Here is a 20,893-nt window from a genome sequence, read left to right as displayed (position 1 = left end):
TGATTATAAAGAAAGCGAAGTGAAATTATGGGTCGTAAATGGGCAAATATCGTAGCAAAGAAAACTGCTAAGGATGCAAACAATAGCCGAGTTTATGCAAAATTTGGAATCGAAATCTACGCGGCAGCAAAATCAGGTGATCCTGATCCTCATGCGAACCAAAAATTGCGCTTTGTTATTGAACGTGCAAAAACATACAATGTACCAAAACACATCATTGACCGAGCAATTGAGAAAGCAAAAGGTTCAGGGGATGAACAATACTCCGAATTGCGTTATGAAGGGTTCGGACCAAATGGTTCAATGGTTATCGTCGATACATTGACGAATAATGTTAACCGTACAGCAGCAGACGTACGAGCAGCTTTTGGTAAAAATGGCGGAAACATGGGTGTTTCTGGCGCGGTTGCTTACATGTTTGATAATACGGCATTATTTGGTTTTTCTGGTACGGATGCAGATGACATCTTAGAATACTTGATGGAAAAAGACATCGACGTGCGCGATGTTCTTGAAGAAGATGGTCAAATCATCGTCCATGGAGAACCTAGTGATTTTCATGTGATTCAAGAAGCTTTAAAAGAAAAAGGAATTACTGAGTTTTCAATTGCTGAGATGCAGATGATTCCTCAAAATGAAGTCACTTTGACTGGAGAAGATCTTGAAAAATTTGAAAAAATGATCGATGCACTAGAAGACTTAGAAGATGTCCAAAACGTTTATCATAATGTAGCAGACAGCGAAGAAGAATAAAAGTAAGACATCCTTGAAAGTTTATCTGTGCTTTCGGGGGTGTTTTTTTACTTTCATTTTTATCGTTTTCAAAAAACAAAGGGGTATTTCTTTTGGTTTAATCGCTTTTTTTATGTTATTATTTAAGTAATTAGCAGTATGAGCAAGAAGGGAGCGGCAGAGTTGGAAGAAAAAATCGTTTTAGAGCCTTTTGATCGGATTTTAAGCGGATACGATAAATTAGCAGAAGTATCTGTCTCAGTTTCTGATTGTTCTGCACTGTGCCGCAAATACAAAAAATACGGTGTAGAGGGATACCGTTTGGGCAGCTTTCGTGGAGCCACCTATTTGAATCGTTACTTGAATGTGACGGTAGATCGTGCGCCTTTACTGATTTATAAACGGAATTTTTTGATCCCGCTGGTTTTTCGAGTATCGGAAGCGTCCCAACGCTTATTTTTGGACAATTATCGGATGGAAGGCTTTTTCTTGTTGTTAGAGTGGCTGCTGCATCATCGTCCAGAAAAAGCAATCATTGATTTTCAGAAAAGTAGTCAAATTGATCCTGAAAGGGAATATGTGATCGACAGTTCTTATATTGCTTTTCGTTTAACAGAAATTCTAGATGGTTCCGGTTTTCCCCTCAGTCACTTTACAGATGTCGAACAATTTATGGAATGGAACCGGATCTATCGATTGATCGACAATGGCAGTATTGGAAAACATAGTAAAATCTTTGATCCTGACAATGAAGAAAATGTTTCAGAACTTCAGATGATTTTGACGATTGTCGCGATGAAATATCCAGAAACGAGACTCTTTATCGGTGAATTGAAGGGGTGATCGAACCCTGTAAAAAAATGACAAAACAAATACCGATCAAACAAGGCTTTTGTCGAGAAGAATATTGTTTGATTGATCATTTATCGCTAAGCAAAAACGAGAGCAAGGGATTGTCCGCTTGCTCTCGTTTTTTTGATGTATCAATCGCTTTCCTTAAAGCAATTGTAATGCGTAGGTTGCGGGATCAGCTTTCTCTAGCAATTGATTGGTGTTATTTTGCAAAACAATCAATTGGTGCATGGCACGGGTCGCCATGGTATAGAAGATCAATTGATCTTGCTCCGTCACAAAAGAAGTCCCATACGTCCATAAGAATACTTGATCAAATTCCAACCCTTTAGCTAAAAAGGCTGGAAAAATCATGATTTTACGTTTCATAAAATCTTCCTCTGAAGTAATTAATTGAACTTGATCCTGCATCTCTTCAGAGAGCTGGGCATAAAGCGCTCGGCAGTCGGCAGCTGTCTTACAGATGATAGCTGTGCGCCAGTGTGACTGTGATTTGGTTAATGCTTGCTGCAAGTAGTCCAGACCAACTGTTTCGTTCTCGGTTTGAATGACTTGAGGGAGAGCCCCTTCGCGTGCTGTCAATTCAACTTGATCGGAACCAGTTAAGAATTGGTTGGCAAAATCCGTGATTTCTTTCGTTGAACGATAGCTGGTTTTTAATTGATACCGAGTCACGCTGTCAGCAGGAAACAACTCTTCCAACGAACCAACGATCGTTTCATTACCGTAGACCTTTTGATTTAAATCACCACATAAAGTAATTCCGGCTTTAGGATATAATTGACGTAAGAGAGCCACTTGAGCAGGCGGAAAATCCTGCATCTCATCAATGAAAATAAACCGTGCTTTTTCATCCACATAGATTGGGTAAAGTTGTTTGATCAGCAAAAAGAATAGCACGGCATCTTCTTGGGTCAATTGGCGTTGCCGCAGACCTTCTCTCAGAAGTCGGAGATGTTGTTGCCAATCTTCGTCACGGATCGCTTGTTCGTCTAACAACGTCTTAGGAACTGCCTGTAAGAAATGTAAATACTGCTTGGTTTGGTTGATAAACTGGTATTGTTTGACACCACGAGTTAGTGAGCGGAATTTTTTCTTAACGATTTGCTGCCGGATTTGCTTACGCAATCGGCGTTCATTTTCTTCGGTGTACTCCTGATAAGGATCTTTGGCAAAATGTTGCTGCAACTGCTCTTCGGTTGCTTCTTTGACCCAATCTTTTTTGGCCTCATCTTTTTCAAGACCACCGATTTTTTTCAGTAATTTTGTTTGTAATAATTGACTCCGTTGATACAAAGGAAGCTCTTGATTTGTTTCTTGATACCAACGACGGATTTGTTCTTTCGTAATGTATGTCTGTCCTTGAATTTTTAAATCACGAAATAACGGACCGATCACAGAAATCTTCTGTACGTATCGTTGAATCAATTTGACAAGTTTCAGACTGCTTTTGATCTTTTCAATCCGATCGTCTGCTCCTGATAAGAAAGTTTCTTCTAGCTGTGTTTCTTTTGTGATTTGGAAATTGGGCAGAGCTCTTTGGATGAAATGGTGGAACGTACGTGTTGGCACTTCACTTTCCCCAAGAGAAGGCAAGACCATTGAAATATAATCGGAAAATAAATGATTGGGAGAGAAAAGCAAGACTTGTTCTTCATCCAGCCATTTGCGGTTGCGATAAAGCAAGAACGCCACCCGTTGCAACAGTGCCGATGTTTTACCACTGCCGGCAATTCCTTCAATCAGCATGAACTTGCTAGTAGTATCACGAATGATCTGATTTTGTGCTTTTTGGATCGTTGAGACAATATTTTTCATTTGAGAAGAAGAGGCTTCGTCTAAAATTTCCAGCAAAAACTCATCATTGATGATTTCTGAAGTGTCCACCATAGACAAAATCTGGCCTTCTTGAATTTTGAATTGACGCTTCAGCAACAACTCAACTGTAAAGCGATCGGTTTCTGTTTCATAAAACGTTTCGCCTAATTCTCCTTCGTAATATAAATTTGCGATAGGTGCCCGCCAATCGATGACAATTGTTTCTTCTTGCTGATCCCTTAAAGAGGCGATCCCTAGATAAAGTGTTTCTTTTTCTTGTTCTTCTTGAAAATCAATTCTGGCAAAATAAGGATTGCTAGCCATTGTTTCCAATGTTTTGACCCTTTTCTCTTGAGATTCCGCTGTTCGATATTTTAACAGCAATTCTTGCTCGTGTTGCTGATATTCAACAACAGATTCGTAAAAAGCTTCGCTGTCACCACCACGAATTTTCTTTTCGGAAATCTCTTTTAACTGATCCTCCATTTTTGTAGCCAAGTCCGCTTTTTGCTGCGCTAAGACCATTTGTTCTCTTCGAATCAATGCGATCGTATCATCGACATGTAGTTGTTCTTTTTGACGTTCGTTCACAAGGAATCCTCCTTAAAAAAATTGCGACATAAAATTATAGCATATAATCTTTGCAAATGTCGTCTGAAAAATCGTTCTATGGTAAAATTTAAGTATGCTTTTGAGATCAATGGGTTCAAAGAAAGGGAGGATACCTGTGCGGAATGAAGCTGAAATGCTAGCAGTGATTTTACGAGTTGGTCAAAAAATAGGGGTCCAAGCAATCGCAATCTCTGGGTCTCGGCGAGAACCTAATGCAATAAGCGATCGGTTTCAAGATTATGATATCGTTTATATTGTTGACAATATGCAAGAACTAATAGCAGAACCTAGCTGGCTGGAAGAATTCGGACAGATCATGATCATGCAGACACCAGAAAGTTCTGTGCTTTCGCAACCCTCTTTGGGAGGACGTTTTACATTCTTGATGCATTTTGAAGATGGCAATCGCATAGACTTGATGCTTTGCCCGGTTGAATTGATCCATTTGTTGCAAGCTGAACCCTTTCTTGAGCGTCTCTATGATCCAAAAGAACTTCTGCAGGGAATGACAGTTCCTGATGCCTCTATCTTTTGGATTAAACCACCGACAGAAAAAGCGTTTCATGACAGTTGTAACGAATTTTGGTGGGTAGCGACTTATGTCGTCAAAGGGCTTGTCAGAAATCAGCTTTTCTATGCCGCCGACCATTTGTACCAAATTTGCTGGCAAGAGTTGCTTCGGCAATATGACTGGTATCTAGCGCATCAAGCAGACTATCGTCTCAGTACCGGAAAGAACCATAAATATCTTCAAAATTATTTATCAGAAGAAGAGTATGAGCGGTTGACGGCACTTTGTTTTTCATCTGTTGAAACTTGCGGCGAATCATTATGGAAAATCGTTCAACTATTTGATGAGATTGCTCGTTATGTAAGCAGACAACACCAATTTTTGTACCATGAAGAGGAAACCAGTAAGGTGATGAAGTATGTTCAAAAATGGCATTCGAGAAAATGGCGTGAAGATCCAGCCAAATGAAATGGAAGAATCTTTAGATTGTCAGAAACGCTTATTCTTGATAAGGGACAGTCATTCGATAATAGAGCAGGTTATTGCAGAGCATAATTAAGAAGCGTATACTAATGAACAGAGGAGTGATGACTATGCCATTTATTCATGTAGAATTAGTAGAAGGCCGATCGCAAGAACAATTGACCAATATGATGAAAGAAATCACTGAAGCAGTCCACAAAAATACTGGGGCACCTAAAGAACATATTCATGTCATTATCAACGAGATGAAAAAAGGACAGTATGCAGTTAATGGTGATTGGAAATAATTTACTTGATTTTTTAAGCAGATAGTGGTTAAATGAAGCCATAATTGATTGATGAAAAAGACACCTGAATTTGAGAGTCTTCGATAAGAGAGGGAAATCACGGCTGAAAATTTCCTGGAAGAAAACCAATGGATGACCACTTTTTCAAACCTTTGTTGAAACAAAGGCGGTCGTACCGTTATCCCGTCAAAGAAATACAGCGTTGTTGTATTTGAAATTAGGTGGAACCACGAAATCTTCGTCCTAGTATCGTTATCTGATACTAGGACTTTTTTTGGTTCGAATCATTCATTGATCAAATAAATCAGTAGGGGGAAAACAAATGACACTAACAATTACATTCCCAGATGGGGCGAAAAAAGAATTTGCAGTTGGCATCACAACAAAAGAAATTGCTGAAGGAATCTCTAAAAGTTTAGCGAAAAAAGCCTTAGCAGGAAAGGTCAATGGTCAGTTGATTGATCTTGATCGAGGGATTGAAGAGGATGCACAAATCGAAATCGTCACTCCGGATCATGAGGATGCTTTAGGCTTGGTTCGCCATTCAGCAGCTCACTTAATGGCTCAGGCGATGCGTCGCCTTTATCCAAACATTCATTTTGGCGTGGGACCAGCTATCGATACAGGATTCTATTATGATACAGATAATGGAGAAAGCCCTGTAACTGCCGAAGATTTACCAGCAATTGAAGCAGAAATGATGAAAATCGTGAAAGAAAATCTACCGATCGAACGTCGTGTATTATCGAAAAAAGAAGCTTTAGAACTATTTGCTGAAGATCCATATAAAGTAGAATTGATCAGTGAACTACCAGAAGATGAAACGATTACTGCCTATCAACAAGGAGAGTTTGTTGATCTATGCCGCGGGCCTCACGTGCCATCAACAGGACGGATTCAAGTGTTCAAACTTTTATCTGTGGCAGGAGCTTACTGGCGTGGAAATTCAAATAACCAAATGATGCAACGGGTCTATGGAACAGCGTTCTTTGACAAAAAAGAGTTGAAAGAATTCATTCGTTTACGAGAAGAAGCCAAAGAGCGGGATCACCGCAAGCTAGGGAAAGAGTTAGACTTATTCATGCTCTCTCCAGAAGTTGGTGCTGGTCTACCATTTTGGTTGCCAAAAGGTGCAACCATTCGTCGTACCATTGAACGCTACATCGTGGACAAGGAAGTAAGCTTGGGTTACCAACACGTTTATACACCAATCATGGCCAATGTTGATCTTTATAAGACTTCAGGACACTGGGATCATTATCATGAAGATATGTTTCCGCCAATGGACATGGGAGATGGGGAAATGCTCGTTCTTCGTCCAATGAATTGCCCCCATCATATGATGGTCTACAAAAACGATATTCACTCTTATCGTGAATTGCCGATTCGAATCGCTGAATTAGGGATGATGCACCGTTACGAAAAATCTGGCGCTCTTTCTGGGTTGCAACGGGTTCGGGAAATGACTCTAAATGATGGACATACATTTGTTCGTCCTGATCAAATCAAAGATGAATTCAAACGGACTTTGGATTTGATGGTTGAAGTCTATAAAGATTTCAATGTAACAGATTACCGCTTCCGTTTAAGCTATCGTGATCCAGAAAACAAAGATAAATACTTTGATGATGATGCGATGTGGGAAAATGCCCAAACCATGCTGAAAGCAGCGATGGATGAATTGAATTTGGATTATTTCGAAGCAGAAGGGGAAGCAGCGTTCTATGGTCCAAAATTAGACGTTCAAGTAAAAACTGCTTTGGGCATGGAAGAAACGCTTTCCACGATCCAATTAGATTTCTTATTACCAGAACGTTTCGACTTAACTTATGTTGGTGAAGATGGTGAAAATACACATCGTCCCGTCGTGATCCATCGCGGGATCGTTTCAACAATGGAACGTTTCGTTGCCTACTTAACAGAAGTTTACAAAGGCGCATTTCCAACTTGGTTGGCACCGATCCAAGCAACGATCATTCCTGTTTCAGTCGATGCACACAGCGATTATGCTTATGAGATCAAAGAACGTCTTCAATCACAAGGTTTACGTGTGGAAGTGGACGATCGCAATGAAAAAATGGGCTACAAAATTCGCGCATCACAAATGCAAAAAATTCCTTATCAGTTAGTTGTCGGAGATCAAGAAGTCAAAGATGCAACTGTCAATATTCGTCGTTACGGCAGCAAAGAAACGAACGTTGAAGAACTAAATATCTTTGTTGATGCAATGGCAGCAGAAGTAAAAAATTATAGTCGCGCATAAATCAATTAAAAGGATTGTAATAAAAGGATTGTAATAGAAGCAAAAAATGAGACTATCCGAATGACAGTGGGAAAAAAGTGTTTGTCCAGCTGGCGTTATTACTGGTGACTAGTTGGAGATTAACAGCATCCCCAATGTCCTTCAGAGGTTTCGTTTATTAAAAAGCTTAGATTACATCCTTTTTTTTCATTATTATTGAAATAAATTTCCTTTAAAAGGACTTTCTACTTTTTTGGATTGGTGTATAATTGGAAGAAAAGTAAAAAGATTCAATCTTTTAGAAGGAGTAACCGATGTATCAAAATTATCAATCCAAGAAAAAGTCCATTTTAATGGTGATTTTACTAACTATTATTACTTGCGGCATCTATTCACTTTTCTGGCTATACCAAACCACGCAAGATTTGACAGAATATAGTGAAGATTATCGCCTTACCCCAGGCATGTCTGTGTTGTTGACGATCATTACTTGCGGGTTGTACCAAATTTATTGGTGGTATCGAATCGCGGACATTTTTATCACTGCACAGGAAAAAACGAAATTTCCACGTATCAATGATAATAAAGTGTTGTTTGTTGTCTTAGCGATTTTTGGTTTAGACATTATTAATATGGCCATTTTACAATCGGATATGAATCAAGTGTGGGAGTCTGCAGATTCTGCAAGCCAATCAGTTACTCAAGACACTGATGATTGGACCGATTATTAATGTGTCCGTTTAAACTGCTGACGGGGGTTCCTTGCCCGGGATGTGGAATGACTCGCGCCTATTTGCATCTTTTTGAAGGTGACATACAAGGCGCTTTTTATTTTCATCCACTTTTTTGGCTCATTCCTTTGCTAGTGTTACTTGTCATTTTCTGGAAAAATCCCATGGTTCAGCGTATCAATCAAAATCGCTACTTTTGGCTTGGACTGATGATTGCTGTTCTGGGCGTTTATGGCTACCGCATGTGGCACTTTTTTCCTGATCAAGCGCCGATGGACTTTGATCCGAAAGCTTTGCTTCCACAAGTCATCACGAAGCTTGTCGCCTTCATTGCTTGAATCAAGAAAGACAGCTGCCTATTTTGAGATAGAGGGAACAAGGAAGTATTCTGAAGGAAGAAATCTTAAGAAATAGGATGTAAAATTTTCAGAAAAAGCCACAAAATGCTAGGATACTTGAATTTGTTAGTAAACTATGTTATATTTACATAGTAATGATACTTAGAGTGAGTGAGCGGTTTTTTCGCTCACTCTTTTTAATGGAATGAAGTTCGTTTCGTTGAGAAATAAAGGAGGCGATGTCGTGTGAGTACAGTGGTGGAAACTGTCACAACAATTGTGACCCCCATTCTGGAAGCGCAAAATTTTGAATTAGTTGAGGTAGAATTTGTTAAGGAAGGAAAAAGCTGGTTTCTAAGGGTGTTTATTGACAAAGAGGGCGGAATCGATATTGAAGAATGTGCCTTTGTCAGTGAACAACTGAGTGATAAATTGGATGCCTGTGATCCAGATCCGATCCCACAAGCCTATTTCTTAGAGGTATCCTCGCCTGGTGCTGAACGCCCCCTCAAAAAAGAAGAGGACTATCACCGTGCAGTTGGAGAATATATCCATCTTTCCTTGTATCAGCCGGTGGAAGGCGAAAAGCAATTTGAAGGCTTTTTGCAGTCCTTTGATGAAGAACAACTAGTCATTAAGATTCGAATCAAAACAAGAGAAAAAGAACTAACGATCGAACGGAAAAATATTGCCAAAGCTCGTTTAGCAATCCAATTTTAAACACGGAGGAATGGAAGAATCATGAGTAAAGAAATGTTAAATGCACTTGATGCATTGGAAGCAGAAAAAGGCATTTCAAAAGAGATCGTCATTGACGCATTGGAAGCCGCGTTAGTGTCAGCGTACAAACGTCATTATGGTCAAGCGCAAAATGTAGAAGTTGAATTTGACCAGAAAAAAGGCAATATTCACGTTTATGCAGTCAAAGAAGTGACCGAAGAAGTAATGGACTCTCAATTGGAAGTGTCTTTGAAAGAAGCCATGACGATCAATCCTGCTTACGAGATTGGCGATAAGATCCGTTTCGAAGTGACCCCGAAAGATTTTGGCCGGATAGCTGCTCAAACAGCAAAACAGGTCATTTTGCAACGGGTGCGCGAGGCAGAACGGACAATCATCTACAATGAATTCAGTGCCTATGAAAAAGATATCCTGCAAGGGATCGTTGAACGTCAGGACAATCGCTATATCTATGTGAACCTTGGAAAAATCGAAGCAGTATTATCAAAACAAGATCAAATGCCAAATGAATTCTATCAACCTCACGATCGGATCAAAGTATTTGTTTCTCGGGTCGAAAATACTTCGAAAGGGCCTCAAGTTTTTGTAAGCCGTAGTCATCCTGATTTATTACGCCGTTTATTTGAACAAGAAGTACCGGAAGTTTATGATGGTACAGTTGAAATCGTCAGCATTGCCAGAGAAGCAGGAGACCGCTCTAAAGTAGCTGTGCGCTCATTTGATGCTAATGTCGATCCTGTCGGAACTTGTGTTGGTCCAAAGGGACAACGGGTTCAAGCAATCGTCAATGAATTAAAAGGTGAGAACATGGATATTGTTGAGTGGAATGATGATCCAGCGGTATTTATTGCAAATGCATTGAATCCAGCAGAAGTGACTGATGTTATTTTTGATGTGGATAATCCGAAAGCTTGTACGGTGGTCGTACCTGATTATCAGCTATCGCTTGCCATTGGTAAACGAGGACAAAATGCCCGTTTGGCTGCGAAATTGACTGGCTTTAAGATCGATATCAAATCGGAGTCAGACATGGAAGAATTTTATGCAAAATTAGAAGAAGGCGCCTATATCGATGAAGGCGAGGCTGTTGAAAGTCAAGAAAGCACTATCGAAGATAATGAGTCTCACGACGAAATGATCATTGCTTCTGATATGACGGCAGACGATTACGAAAACATGGATTTTGACGAAAAATAAGTCAAGGAGAGATCGCGATGAAAAAACGAAAAATTCCTTTACGAAAATCTGTTGTTTCAGGGGAAATGATTCCCAAAAAAGAAATGCTGCGCATCACCCGTTCGAAAGAAGGAACCGTTGCGATCGATCCATCCGGCAAGATGCCGGGTCGAGGAGCGTACATCGCTATCGAACCAGAGGAAGCGCAATTAGCTTGGGATAAGCGGATCTTGGATAGAGTATTAGAGACGAAATTGTCAGATGAATTTTATCAAGAACTCTTAGACTATGTGACGCATCAAAAAGCCCGAAGAGAGTTATTTGCAAATGAATAAACAAAAAGCATTGAATATGTTAGGACTAGCCATGCGTGCTGGGAAATTGATCACTGGCGAAGAGATGACGTTAAAAGAGATTCGTCAACAACGAGCAGCTCTCGTACTTGTCGCTAGTGACGCTGGTAAAAATACACAAAAGAAAATAAAGGACAAAAGTTCTTATTATGAAATTCCGCTCCTAGATACATTTTCTGCCGATGAAATCAGTTCAGCTATTGGCAAACCGCGAATGGTGGTGGGCATTCTAGATGCAGGATTTGCAAAGAAGGTGCAGGAATTAATATTAGGTTAGGAAGGTGATTGCATGGGAAAAAAAAGAATTTATGAACTTGCAAAAGAATGGAACAAATCGAGCAAAGAGGTTGTTGAAAAAGCACAATCTTTAGGCTTTGATGTGAAAAATCACATGGGCGCGATCTCAGATGGAGAGGCGCAAAAATTGCGGCAGTCATTAGGCGGCAATCCAAATGATCGATCATCAGCAAAACCAACTCCCGCAAATCAGAAACCAGCCAACCAGCCGGAAAAACAAGAGCAAAAGAAATTTAAAACGCAGAGAAATAATCCTAACTTCCAGAACCGACACAATAATCAAGGGCAGCGGAACACGACGAATTCTCGTCCTAATGGTCAAGGACAACCCAACCGCCCAACAAGTCAAAACAACGGATCAACAAATCAAGGAAGTAATCGACCAAATAACCAAGGAAGTCAAAATCGAGTGAATAACCAAGAAAATCGTAACAATCAAGGACAACAAAATCGTCCAACGAACCAAAATAGAACACAAGGACAACAAAATCGTCCAAATAATCAAACCACAAACAATCGGCAAGGACAGCAAAACCGTCCAACGAATCAATCAAGCAATAAACCCGGACAACAAAACCGTCCTAGCGGTCAAGGGCAACAAAATCGCCCAGCACAAGGACAACAAAGTCGTCCAAACCAAGGGGCTAGCAGTCAAGGAACACAAAACCGTCCAGCTGGTGATAACCAAAATCGCGGTGGAAATCAAAACCGTGGTAAGTCAAACTACAACGGACGCAACAATAATTTCAATAACAATAACCGCAACAAGTTTAACAAAAAAGGGAAAAAAGGTCGTCAACAGCAAGAGAAAAAACCACCTGTTCCAGCACGTAAATTCCGTGAATTACCAGAAGTATTGGAATATACAGAAGGCATGAATGTAGCGGATATCGCGAAAAAAATCTATCGTGAACCTGCTGAGATCATCAAGAAGTTGTTTATGATGGGAGTTATGGTCAATCAAAACCAACCATTGGATAAAGATACGATCGAATTGTTAGCAACTGATTACGGTATTGAACCACAAGAAAAAGTTCAAATCGACATCGCGGATATCGATAAATTCTTTGAACCAGAAGAACAAAACAAAGAAAATCTTGTTTCTCGTCCGCCGGTAGTTACCATCATGGGACACGTTGACCACGGGAAAACAACGTTATTAGACACATTGCGCCATTCTCGTGTGACAAGCGGAGAAGCTGGTGGGATCACGCAGCATATCGGTGCTTATCAAATCGATATCGATGGCAAACCAATTACTTTCTTGGATACTCCTGGACACGCGGCCTTCACAAGTATGCGGGCACGGGGAGCAAGTATCACTGATATTACGATTTTAGTTGTAGCAGCAGATGACGGTGTAATGCCACAAACTGTCGAAGCAATCAACCATGCTAAAGCAGCAAAAGTACCAATCATCGTTGCGGTTAACAAAATCGATAAACCAGGTGCGAACCCGCAACATGTCATGCAAGAATTAAGTGAATATGAATTGATTCCAGAAGCCTGGGGTGGCGATACCATCTTTGTAGAAATCTCTGCTAAATTTGGTCAAAATATTGAAGAATTGCTGGAAATGATTTTACTTGTTGCTGAAGTAGAAGATTTGAAAGCAGATCCATCACAACGGGCGATCGGTACAGTGATCGAAGCTCGTCTGGATAAAGGAAAAGGTCCGGTTGCTACCTTATTGGTACAGCAAGGAACGTTACATGTAGGTGATCCTATCGTCGTCGGGAACACATTCGGTCGAGTTCGTGTGATGACCAACGATTTAGGCCGTCGGGACAAAACAGCGGGACCAGCTACACCAGTTGAAATTACCGGATTAAATGATGTGCCGCAAGCGGGTGATCGATTCGTTACATTTGAAGACGAAAAGACAGCTCGTGCAGCAGGGGAAGAACGCGCGAAACGCGCCGTGATGGAACAACGCGCTTCCAGCAGCCGGGTAACGCTTGACAATCTGTTTGAAAGCCTAAAAGAAGGCGAATTAAAAGAAGTCAATGTAATCATTAAAGCGGATGTTCAAGGTTCTGCTGAAGCGTTGGGTGCTTCATTGAAGAAAATCGATGTAGAAGGCGTTCGGGTCAATATTGTCCATTCAGCAGTTGGAGCAGTCAATGAAAGTGACGTGACACTTGCAGCAGCAAGTAACGCGATCATTATTGGTTTCAATGTGCGGCCAACTCCGCAAGCTAAACAACAAGCCGAAGCCGAAGAAGTCGATATTCGTTTACACCGAATCATTTACAAAGCTATCGAAGAAATCGAAACAGCGATGAAAGGGATGCTTGATCCTGAATTTGAGGAAAAAATCACTGGTCAAATGATCGTTCGTGAAACCTACAAAGTTTCTAAAGTTGGTACGATCGCCGGTTGTTATGTAACGGAAGGCAGCATTCGCCGTGACAGCGGTGTGCGGGTAATCCGTGACGGCATCGTGATCTATGAAGGAAAATTAGCTAGTTTGAAACGTTTCAAAGATGACGTGAAAGAAGTAAAACTAGGCTTTGAATGTGGTGCCATGATCGAGAAATTCAATGATGTCAAAGTAGACGATGTGATTGAAGGCTACGTAATGGAAGAAGTACCAATGAATTAAGACACTAGTTATCAGGGAGGTTTTTTGAATGGCTAATTATCGTGACCGTAGAGTTGCCCAAGAAATCTTAAAAGAAGTGAATCAAATACTTCGTAAGAAAGTCCGTGATCCTCGTGTTCAAGATGTTACCATCACAGATGTTCGCGTGACAGGGGACTTGCAGCAAGCAACGATTTTCTACAGCACTTTGAGTGATCTTGCATCTGAAAAGCAAAAAGCACAAGCCGGATTAGAGAAAGCAACAGGGTTGGTCCGTCGTGAATTGGGACAGGCACTGTCATTATATAAAGTTCCGGAGTTGCAATTTGAACTAGATGAATCTGTTCAATATGGAAATAAGATCGATGAAATGATTCGCGATTTGCATAAAGGCGAATAAAGAATCACATAAAAAAAGGCCGCGTATATGCGGTCTTTTTTTTATTACTGAGAGGTGAGGCTATTCTATAATGATCAAACAGATACTGTGCAAGGCCAAAAATCATAACAAAATGGTGATCAATGCAGCAACTGCTAATCCTAAAAACCACCCACCGATAACATCTGTCAAAAAATGGATCCCTAAATAAACGCGACTGAACCCAATCATAAAACTGAGCAGGACCGCAAGAATGCTCATGGGCAGAACAGCAGGTGGCAAAAGAAAAGCCATATTCATCGCTACAGTTCCATAAAGTGCGGCAGAAGTAGCAGCATGGGCACTAGGGAAGCTGTGGTCTTTTTCTTCGACTAACCGATGATCGTTTGGTCGTTCTCTGCGGACGATCCGTTTAATCAGATAAGCGAATGCAGAGACAAGTAAGACACTCGCTGCTGCTTTCGGCGCTAGGATAGGTTGTGTAGCTGGAAAAACATAAAGCAATAACAATAAGATGATCGTGGGCAATGCTTTACCGAAATTTGTAAAAAAGAGCATCATCCGTGTTAAAGCAGGTGTTCGGCTCTTGATAACAAATAAAGCCAGTGCCTCCTCTTGTTGTTGCAGCGTACCACGTTGAACCAAATATAAAAAAAGTATGAAACCAATCAATGAACAAACGAATACAATCATGTGGCACCTCCTTATAATATAAGTGTATCATGAACGAATATCATTCTGAAAGACTTTAAGACCATACTAAGTTTTTTTAGAATATGGTATAATGGTCAAGTTGAAAAAGAAGCGGAGGGATACTATGGATGGAATTTTGCCATTATGGAAAGAACGTGGTCAAACCAGTCACGACTGTGTCTTTAAACTACGAAAAATTTTACATACAAAAAAAGTCGGACACAGTGGAACCCTAGATCCTGATGTAGACGGTGTATTGCCGATCTGCATTGGCAAAGGAACCAAAGTCGTGGAATACTTGGTGGATTCCGGAAAGATATATACAGGAGAAATCACGCTAGGTTTTTCCACAACGACCGAAGACCGTTCGGGTGAAGTTGTTGAAAGGACGCCTTTAGCAAAACCTTTTACTACAGCAGAAGTCGATCGTGCAATGGCAAGTTTGACTGGTGAAATTACCCAAATTCCGCCAATGTATTCCGCAGTTAAAGTCAATGGGAAACGTTTGTATGAATATGCCCGGGCAAATGAAGAAGTGCAGCGTCCAAAACGGCAAGCTTTGATTCATTCATTTAAGCGGATCAGCGATCCAATCTTTGATGAGACAAGTGGCACCCAATCGTGGCGGTTTCAAGTAAGCTGTGGGAAAGGAACGTATGTCCGTACGTTAGCCGTCGATACGGGTGCTGCTTTGGGAGTAGCCTCTCATATGTCTGACTTGACACGGTTAGCAAGCGGCGGCTTTACCAAAGATCAATCTGTTACGCTTGCAGAAGTTCGTGAAGCAATGGAATCAGGGCGAATCAATGAGTTGCTGCAGCCCATTGAATATGGGGTAAGCGGGTTTCCCAAAATTGCAATTGATGAGAAGTTGTGGCAGAATGTCAAGAATGGCATGCCCTTGCCATATCATAGTTTTGGTCTTCAAGAACCTCCTGCAACACCTGTGGCATTGTTTTATCAAGATAAAGTCGTTAGTATCTATATGCCGCATCAAAGGAAACAGGGGCTATTAAAACCTGCGAAAGTTATTCGTACAGAAATAGGAGAGTAAGAATGGAAATTATCGAGCTACGTCATCCATATAATAAAGATGTCATTCCATCAGAACCTGTCGTTTTGGTTCTAGGCTTTTTTGACGGTGTGCATCTAGGTCATCAAAAAGTTATTGAAACAGGAAAAGCAGCAGCAAAAGAAAAAGGATTGAAGCTGGCATTGATGACATTCAACCAGCATCCATCTATTGTCTTTCAAAAAGTGGATCCTGAGGCAATGCAATATCTAACCAGCTTATCACAAAAAGAAGCCCATATGGCTGATTTAGGAGTCGACTATCTTTACGAAGTGGATTTCACTTCAGCTTTTGCAAATTTAGCGCCGCAAGTCTTTGTCGATCAATACATGGTAGGTTTACATGCGGAAGTGGTCGTGGCTGGATTCGATTATACCTATGGAAAGAAAGAGACAGCAAACATGGCACTTTTACCTTCTTATGCCCAAGGCCGTTTTGAAGTGATTACCGTTCCCAAGGAAACTTTGGCAGGGGAGAAAGTCAGCTCAACAAGAATCCGCGCCGCTTTGCAGAACGGAGAAATGGCAGAAGCCAATCGACTGTTAGGTTATCCTTATGAGTTTGAAGGAACTGTCGTACATGGCGATGCCAGGGGACGCGAACTTGGCTTTCCGACAGCGAATATTAAAGTCAAAAGTACAGTGCGCCTGCCAAAAGAAGGGGTCTATGTTACCGAGCTTAAAGTAGGTGATCGCTGGTATCCGTCTATGGGATCGATTGGTCATAATGATACCTTTGGTCAAGGCCGACAATTAACAGTGGAGATCTATATTTTAGATTTCCATCAAGATATCTATGGAGAGACTGTTGCGATTCGCTGGCACCACTTTTTGAGAGATCAAGTTGCTTTTAGTGGCGCAGAAGCCTTGATTGAACAACTGCAACAAGACGAGATTGATACTAGGAAATACTTCGAATAAATAAGAGCTACCTTTAGTACTCGTAAAAAATCTTAAGAGGATCGGAAAGTGTCAATCAAACTGATCTAATTAAGATTTTTTGTTATTTTAAATAATAGTTAAAATAGTTTTATGACGAATGTTATCGTTTTTATTGTAGTCTAGACAAAATATAAGTTGGTTTTTTTCTATTACTGTTCACTTTGTTTAGCGGGAAGAGTGGTGTAAGGGGATATCTTGCGTGAATAAAATTATTTTTCTAATCATTAATAGTTAAAAGTCTGAAAAATTCTAAAATTCTGTTTTATCTTTTTTCTAAAAAATTTGTTTAGTTGCTAATTTTCAGTAAAGGAACGGAACGCAATAGAAGTTATTTTTAATCTAAATAATGGTTTTTATCTCGTTATTTATATATTGCTTAACCCATTGTTAAAAAACGATGAAAATTGTTATTATTTTCTCTTGACCAAAATAATTTTGGGGTTTATTCTAAAATGAGGTGATGACTGAAACGAAATGAATGGTCAAAAAAAATGATATTCTATTCAATTTCTGGTCAATGTTAATGACAGTTATCGAGAAGTTCGTTAGAAGTGAAAAAGCGTTGTGGACAGCTCATTCGACTTACAAATAAACTTTGCTCGATACATGGAAATCATGATCATTCGAGAATTCGGTTCGATCACTGAAATCATATGTTTAAAGGAGAAAGTAATGAACGAGAAACAATTGCGCTGGTATAATATTGCGCTAATGGCGTTTGTCTCTGTTTGGGGACTCGGAAATGTAGTGAACAACTATGCACAACAGGGATTGACTGTTGTTGTATCTTGGATCTTGATCATGGCATTATACTTTGTTCCCTACGCATTGAGTGTAGGTCAACTAGGATCAACGTTCAAGGAATCAAGCGGTGGTGTATCCTCTTGGATCAAAGAAACTTCAACCAAACGATTGGCCTTTTTCGCTGCTTGGACTTACTGGGTCGTTCACGTCCCATATCTCGCACAAAAACCACAAGGGATCCTGGTATCATTGAGTTGGTTATTTAAAGGAAACGGCTCTTTCGTATCGACTGTCGGATCAATGGAAGTCTCATTAATTTGTTTAGCTATTTTTCTTTTCTTTTTATGGATCGCATCTAAAGGATTGACTACATTGAAGATGATCGGTAATATTGCCGGAACAGCGATGTTTGTCATGTCGATCTTATTTATTATTTTAGCAGTAACAGCACCAGCGATGACTGGAGCTCAAGTAGCAACACCAAATATGACAACTGTTTCAACTTATATTCCTAAATTCGATTTTACTTACTTAACGACGATTTCGATGCTGGTGTTTGCGGTAGGTGGCTGTGAAAAAATTTCGCCTTACGTTAATAACACGAAAAACCCTGCCAAAGAATTTCCTAAAGGAATGATCTTTTTAGCTGGAATGGTCGCTTTATGTGCGTTACTAGGATCAATCGCAATGGGGATGCTGTTCGATGCAAACAATATTCCTAAAGATTTGATGGTAAATGGCGCTTATGAAGCATTCCAACGTCTTGGCAATTTCTATGGGATTGGCAATACATTTGTGATTCTTTATTCGATCGCCAATGCATTAGCGCAAATTTCAGCATTAGCATTTTCTATTGATGCGCCGTTGAAAATTTTGCTTTCTGATGCAGATCCAGAATTTGTACCAAATGGTTTGGCAAAATTGAACAAAAAAGGTACACCGATCAATGGATATATCATGACAGGGATCTTAGTCAGCATCTTGATCATCATTCCTGCGTTAGGTATCGGAAATATGACTGAATTGTATAGCTGGTTGTTGAACTTGAATTCGGTTGTGATGCCATTACGTTACTTATGGGTATTTGTAGCCTTCATGCTGATCAATAAACAAGCCCATCGATTCTCATCAGATTATAAGTTTGTTAAAAATACAAAACTAGGCTTTGGTATTGGTTTGTGGTGTTTCTTATTTACAGCATTTGCTTGTATCTTAGGGATGGTACCAAAATTAGATTATGCTGCTGATCCAAAAGCTTGGTTGTTCCAATTGTCATTGAATATCATCACACCGATCATCTTTATCTTGATTGGACTGATTTTACCAATGATCGCAAAACGTGTGAATAAATAGAAGATGCATCACCTAAAAGTCTTCAAGATATTTTACTGTCTTGAAGACTTTTTCTTGTCTATTACTTGTTTGGTACATCAGTGTTCTCCTAGCTTATTTCGCTAGAATTTACAACAAATTCTAATGGTTTCCCAATGAGTAAAGGGCAAAATTCCGCTATACTAAAAAAGATGGAAAATGATAATTTATGCAGTCAATGTATAAGGTGAAAGGGAGAAAATTGGTGAAAAAGAAAAAAGATTTAACAAAAATGAAAACGCCACACACGTATGTGATCATTTTTGGCGTAGTGCTGGTAGCATGGGTATTGACATTTCTGATTCCTGCCGGAAAATTCAGTACGGAAGAGATTGAATATGTTGATGCAAATGGTGAAGTGAGCACGCGAACGGTTTTGAAACAAGATTCATTCCGTTATGCGTATCCGCTTAATACCGATTTTGTCTTCGAGCAGTTAGAGAATTTAGAAGAAAATCCAGCAGAGCTAGAAGAATTGGGTGTCGATCAAGCAGCACTGCAAAGTGTGCTAGACGAAGGGGAGTCGAAACTTGATCAAGAAAAGCTCGATGAGCTCTCCCTAACGGATGATGTTCTTTATGAGTTATATGGAGATAAAATCTATGATACATCAGAAAAACTTCATAAGACAGCAAAGGTTTGGGGAACAGATGATTTTGGCGGTTTTGGTTTCTTGAACTTTGTGTTTGAAGGATTGGTTTCAGGAGATAAATATGGTTCCGCTGTGGGGATCGCTGCGTTGATCTTAGTAGTCGGTGGCGCATTTGGGATCATTATGAAGACCGGAGCGATTGATGCTGGGATTTTTGCCTTTATCAGTAAGACACGAGGATTAGAACGATTGGCTTTACCGCTTTTATTCTTTGCTTTTTCATTTGGAGGAGCGACTTTTGGGATGGCGGAAGAAGTAATTCCTTTTTCTATGGTCATGGTGCCATTTGTGATCGCACTTGGGTATGATTCGATCGTGGCGGTAACGGTCACCTATGTGGCCTCGCAAATCGGGAATGCAACTTCTTGGATGAGTCCGTTTAGTGTGGCGGTTGCGCAAGGGATCGCGGGTATCCCAGTTCTTTCAGGGGCAACTTTCCGAATTATCATGTGGGTAGTCATTACTGGCTTATCAGCTGCATATTTGATGGTGTATGCAGAACGTATTCGTAAGAATCCGGAGAAATCATTGACTTACAAATCGGATGCCTATTTCCGCGACCATATCCAGAAGACATCTGATGAAAACAAGCCGTTTCTTTTGGGGCATAAACTGATTTTGCTTGAAATGCTGGCAGTTTTGATTTGGATCGTCTGGGGAGTAACACAAAAAGGGTACTATATTCCAGAAATTGCTTCACAGTTCTTCGTGATGGGCTTAGGTGCAGGCCTGATTGCTGTGATCTTTAAGTTAGAAGACATGGGCTTGAACGATGTAGCAAGTGCTTTTCAATCAGGTGCAGCTGATTTGGCCGGAACAGCGATTGTTGTTGGGATGGCAAAAGGAATCCTGCTTGTTCTAGGTGGTTCTGATGCCAATGTGCCTTCAGCGTTGAATACGATCCTACACAGCATCGGCGGATTGCTAAGCGGTGTGCCAGCCTTTATCGGTGCTTGGTCCATGTATATTTTCCAAAGCTTATTTAATTTAGTTGTTACTTCGAACTCAGGTCAAGCAGCATTGACAATGCCGATCATGGCGCCATTAGCTGATCTTGTGGGTGTCTCCAGACAGATCGCCGTTTTAGCTTATCAATTAGGTTCCGGATTCATGGATGCATTCACTCCAGTATCTGCCAGTTTAATCGGTGTGCTTGGCGTTGCACGAATCGAATGGGCAAAATGGGCGAAGTTCCAAATTAAAATGCAAGGATTTCTGTTTGTGTTAGGTACGATCTTTATCTTTATCGCTGTAGCGATTGGTCTGCAATAAGAGAGGAGCTGC

The 20,893-nt window shown here is 40.4% G+C and carries 19 protein-coding genes; 17 read left to right on the top strand and 2 right to left on the bottom strand.

What is annotated here, in order from left to right; genetic code table 11:
* The first annotated feature begins 27 nt into the window (after nt 1-27).
* Together FE005_RS13810 and FE005_RS13805 are read left to right on the top strand one after the other, a co-directional pair.
* Nucleotides 28-753, top strand: a complete 726-nt coding sequence (locus tag FE005_RS13810; protein ID WP_003126366.1) for a YebC/PmpR family DNA-binding transcriptional regulator — start codon at nt 28-30, stop codon at nt 751-753.
* A 162-nt stretch (nt 754-915) separates the two neighbouring features.
* Complete coding sequence (locus FE005_RS13805; protein WP_138372227.1) at nt 916-1,575, top strand: hypothetical protein; 660 nt, start codon at nt 916-918, stop codon at nt 1,573-1,575.
* A gap of 153 nt (nt 1,576-1,728) precedes the next feature.
* Here FE005_RS13805 and helD read toward each other — a convergent pair whose 3' ends face one another.
* A complete protein-coding gene (gene helD / locus FE005_RS13800; protein WP_138372023.1) occupies nt 1,729-3,993 on the bottom strand; it encodes an RNA polymerase recycling motor HelD in 2,265 nt (754 codons plus the stop codon).
* Between the two features lie 136 nt (nt 3,994-4,129).
* On the opposite strand from helD, the gene FE005_RS13795 reads away from it, so the two are divergent.
* From FE005_RS13795 to rbfA, 11 genes are all read left to right on the top strand, one after another.
* Nucleotides 4,130-4,993 (top strand): aminoglycoside 6-adenylyltransferase, encoded by an 864-nt coding sequence (locus tag FE005_RS13795; RefSeq protein ID WP_175413557.1) that lies wholly within the window; start codon nt 4,130-4,132, stop codon nt 4,991-4,993.
* Nucleotides 4,994-5,118: 125 nt separating this feature from the next.
* On the top strand, nt 5,119-5,295 hold the full coding sequence (locus FE005_RS13790; protein WP_005471289.1) for a 2-hydroxymuconate tautomerase: 177 nt from the start codon (nt 5,119-5,121) through the stop codon (nt 5,293-5,295).
* 322 nt (nt 5,296-5,617) lie between these two features.
* Nucleotides 5,618-7,558, top strand: a complete 1,941-nt coding sequence (gene thrS / locus FE005_RS13785) for a threonine--tRNA ligase (protein ID WP_041119746.1) — start codon at nt 5,618-5,620, stop codon at nt 7,556-7,558.
* Nucleotides 7,559-7,851: 293 nt separating this feature from the next.
* Nucleotides 7,852-8,268 (top strand): DUF4234 domain-containing protein, encoded by a 417-nt coding sequence (locus tag FE005_RS13780; RefSeq protein WP_003126374.1) that lies wholly within the window; start codon nt 7,852-7,854, stop codon nt 8,266-8,268.
* Nucleotides 8,268-8,606: a DUF2752 domain-containing protein gene (locus FE005_RS13775; RefSeq protein WP_138372022.1), complete on the top strand. Its 339-nt coding sequence runs from the start codon at nt 8,268-8,270 to the stop codon at nt 8,604-8,606. The genes FE005_RS13780 and FE005_RS13775 overlap by 1 nt, the downstream gene beginning before the upstream one ends.
* A gap of 246 nt (nt 8,607-8,852) precedes the next feature.
* Nucleotides 8,853-9,326, top strand: a complete 474-nt coding sequence (gene rimP / locus FE005_RS13770; RefSeq protein ID WP_003126376.1) for a ribosome maturation factor RimP — start codon at nt 8,853-8,855, stop codon at nt 9,324-9,326.
* 21 nt (nt 9,327-9,347) lie between these two features.
* Nucleotides 9,348-10,544: a transcription termination factor NusA gene (nusA, locus tag FE005_RS13765; protein ID WP_003126377.1), complete on the top strand. Its 1,197-nt coding sequence runs from the start codon at nt 9,348-9,350 to the stop codon at nt 10,542-10,544.
* Between the two features lie 17 nt (nt 10,545-10,561).
* Nucleotides 10,562-10,858 (top strand): YlxR family protein, encoded by a 297-nt coding sequence (locus FE005_RS13760; RefSeq protein ID WP_003126378.1) that lies wholly within the window; start codon nt 10,562-10,564, stop codon nt 10,856-10,858.
* A complete protein-coding gene (locus FE005_RS13755; protein WP_005471295.1) occupies nt 10,851-11,153 on the top strand; it encodes a YlxQ-related RNA-binding protein in 303 nt (100 codons plus the stop codon). Before FE005_RS13760 ends, FE005_RS13755 begins: the two co-directional genes overlap by 8 nt.
* A 12-nt stretch (nt 11,154-11,165) precedes the next feature.
* Nucleotides 11,166-13,778 (top strand): translation initiation factor IF-2, encoded by a 2,613-nt coding sequence (gene infB, locus FE005_RS13750; protein WP_138372021.1) that lies wholly within the window; start codon nt 11,166-11,168, stop codon nt 13,776-13,778.
* Nucleotides 13,779-13,806: 28 nt separating this feature from the next.
* Nucleotides 13,807-14,157 (top strand): 30S ribosome-binding factor RbfA, encoded by a 351-nt coding sequence (rbfA, locus tag FE005_RS13745; protein WP_005471299.1) that lies wholly within the window; start codon nt 13,807-13,809, stop codon nt 14,155-14,157.
* A 102-nt stretch (nt 14,158-14,259) separates the two neighbouring features.
* Here the strand turns inward: rbfA and FE005_RS13740 are convergent, their stop codons facing one another.
* Entirely contained in the window at nt 14,260-14,829 is a 570-nt protein-coding gene (locus FE005_RS13740; RefSeq protein WP_103299756.1) for a phosphatase PAP2 family protein, read from the bottom strand.
* 124 nt (nt 14,830-14,953) lie between these two features.
* Between FE005_RS13740 and truB the strand changes: the two genes are divergently transcribed.
* The 4 genes from truB (at nt 14,954) to yfcC (ending at nt 20,881) form a co-directional block, all read left to right on the top strand.
* Nucleotides 14,954-15,883: a tRNA pseudouridine(55) synthase TruB gene (truB, locus tag FE005_RS13735; protein WP_138372020.1), complete on the top strand. Its 930-nt coding sequence runs from the start codon at nt 14,954-14,956 to the stop codon at nt 15,881-15,883.
* Between the two features lie 2 nt (nt 15,884-15,885).
* Nucleotides 15,886-16,821 (top strand): riboflavin biosynthesis protein RibF, encoded by a 936-nt coding sequence (gene ribF, locus FE005_RS13730; protein WP_103299759.1) that lies wholly within the window; start codon nt 15,886-15,888, stop codon nt 16,819-16,821.
* Nucleotides 16,822-17,514: 693 nt separating this feature from the next.
* Entirely contained in the window at nt 17,515-18,939 is a 1,425-nt protein-coding gene (locus tag FE005_RS13725) for an APC family permease (protein ID WP_138372225.1), read from the top strand.
* Between the two features lie 250 nt (nt 18,940-19,189).
* On the top strand, nt 19,190-20,881 hold the full coding sequence (gene yfcC, locus FE005_RS13720; protein WP_230320984.1) for a putative basic amino acid antiporter YfcC: 1,692 nt from the start codon (nt 19,190-19,192) through the stop codon (nt 20,879-20,881).
* The last annotated feature ends 12 nt before the right edge of the window (nt 20,882-20,893 follow it).

The organism is Enterococcus sp. M190262 (assembly GCF_005843965.1).
Taxonomy (GTDB): Bacteria; Bacillota; Bacilli; order Lactobacillales; family Enterococcaceae; genus Enterococcus_D; species Enterococcus_D gallinarum.
The sequence above is the reverse complement of the archived record's forward strand: the minus strand, read 5'-3'. Positions and strand labels throughout refer to the sequence as shown.

Excerpts from the sequence above, each read along its gene's own strand:
- FE005_RS13810 (WP_003126366.1), top strand. The coding sequence starts at position 28 with ATGGGTCGTAAATGGGCAAATATCGTAGCAAAGAAAACTGCTAAGGAT.
- FE005_RS13790 (WP_005471289.1), top strand. The coding sequence starts at position 5,119 with ATGCCATTTATTCATGTAGAATTAGTAGAAGGCCGATCGCAAGAACAA.
- thrS (WP_041119746.1), top strand. The coding sequence starts at position 5,618 with ATGACACTAACAATTACATTCCCAGATGGGGCGAAAAAAGAATTTGCA.
- FE005_RS13780 (WP_003126374.1), top strand. The coding sequence starts at position 7,852 with ATGTATCAAAATTATCAATCCAAGAAAAAGTCCATTTTAATGGTGATT.
- FE005_RS13775 (WP_138372022.1), top strand. The coding sequence starts at position 8,268 with ATGTGTCCGTTTAAACTGCTGACGGGGGTTCCTTGCCCGGGATGTGGA.
- nusA (WP_003126377.1), top strand. The coding sequence starts at position 9,348 with ATGAGTAAAGAAATGTTAAATGCACTTGATGCATTGGAAGCAGAAAAA.
- FE005_RS13760 (WP_003126378.1), top strand. The coding sequence starts at position 10,562 with ATGAAAAAACGAAAAATTCCTTTACGAAAATCTGTTGTTTCAGGGGAA.
- FE005_RS13755 (WP_005471295.1), top strand. The coding sequence starts at position 10,851 with ATGAATAAACAAAAAGCATTGAATATGTTAGGACTAGCCATGCGTGCT.
- infB (WP_138372021.1), top strand. The coding sequence starts at position 11,166 with ATGGGAAAAAAAAGAATTTATGAACTTGCAAAAGAATGGAACAAATCG.
- rbfA (WP_005471299.1), top strand. The coding sequence starts at position 13,807 with ATGGCTAATTATCGTGACCGTAGAGTTGCCCAAGAAATCTTAAAAGAA.
- FE005_RS13740 (WP_103299756.1), bottom strand. The coding sequence starts at position 14,829 with ATGATTGTATTCGTTTGTTCATTGATTGGTTTCATACTTTTTTTATAT.
- truB (WP_138372020.1), top strand. The coding sequence starts at position 14,954 with ATGGATGGAATTTTGCCATTATGGAAAGAACGTGGTCAAACCAGTCAC.
- ribF (WP_103299759.1), top strand. The coding sequence starts at position 15,886 with ATGGAAATTATCGAGCTACGTCATCCATATAATAAAGATGTCATTCCA.
- FE005_RS13725 (WP_138372225.1), top strand. The coding sequence starts at position 17,515 with ATGAACGAGAAACAATTGCGCTGGTATAATATTGCGCTAATGGCGTTT.
- yfcC (WP_230320984.1), top strand. The coding sequence starts at position 19,190 with ATGAAAACGCCACACACGTATGTGATCATTTTTGGCGTAGTGCTGGTA.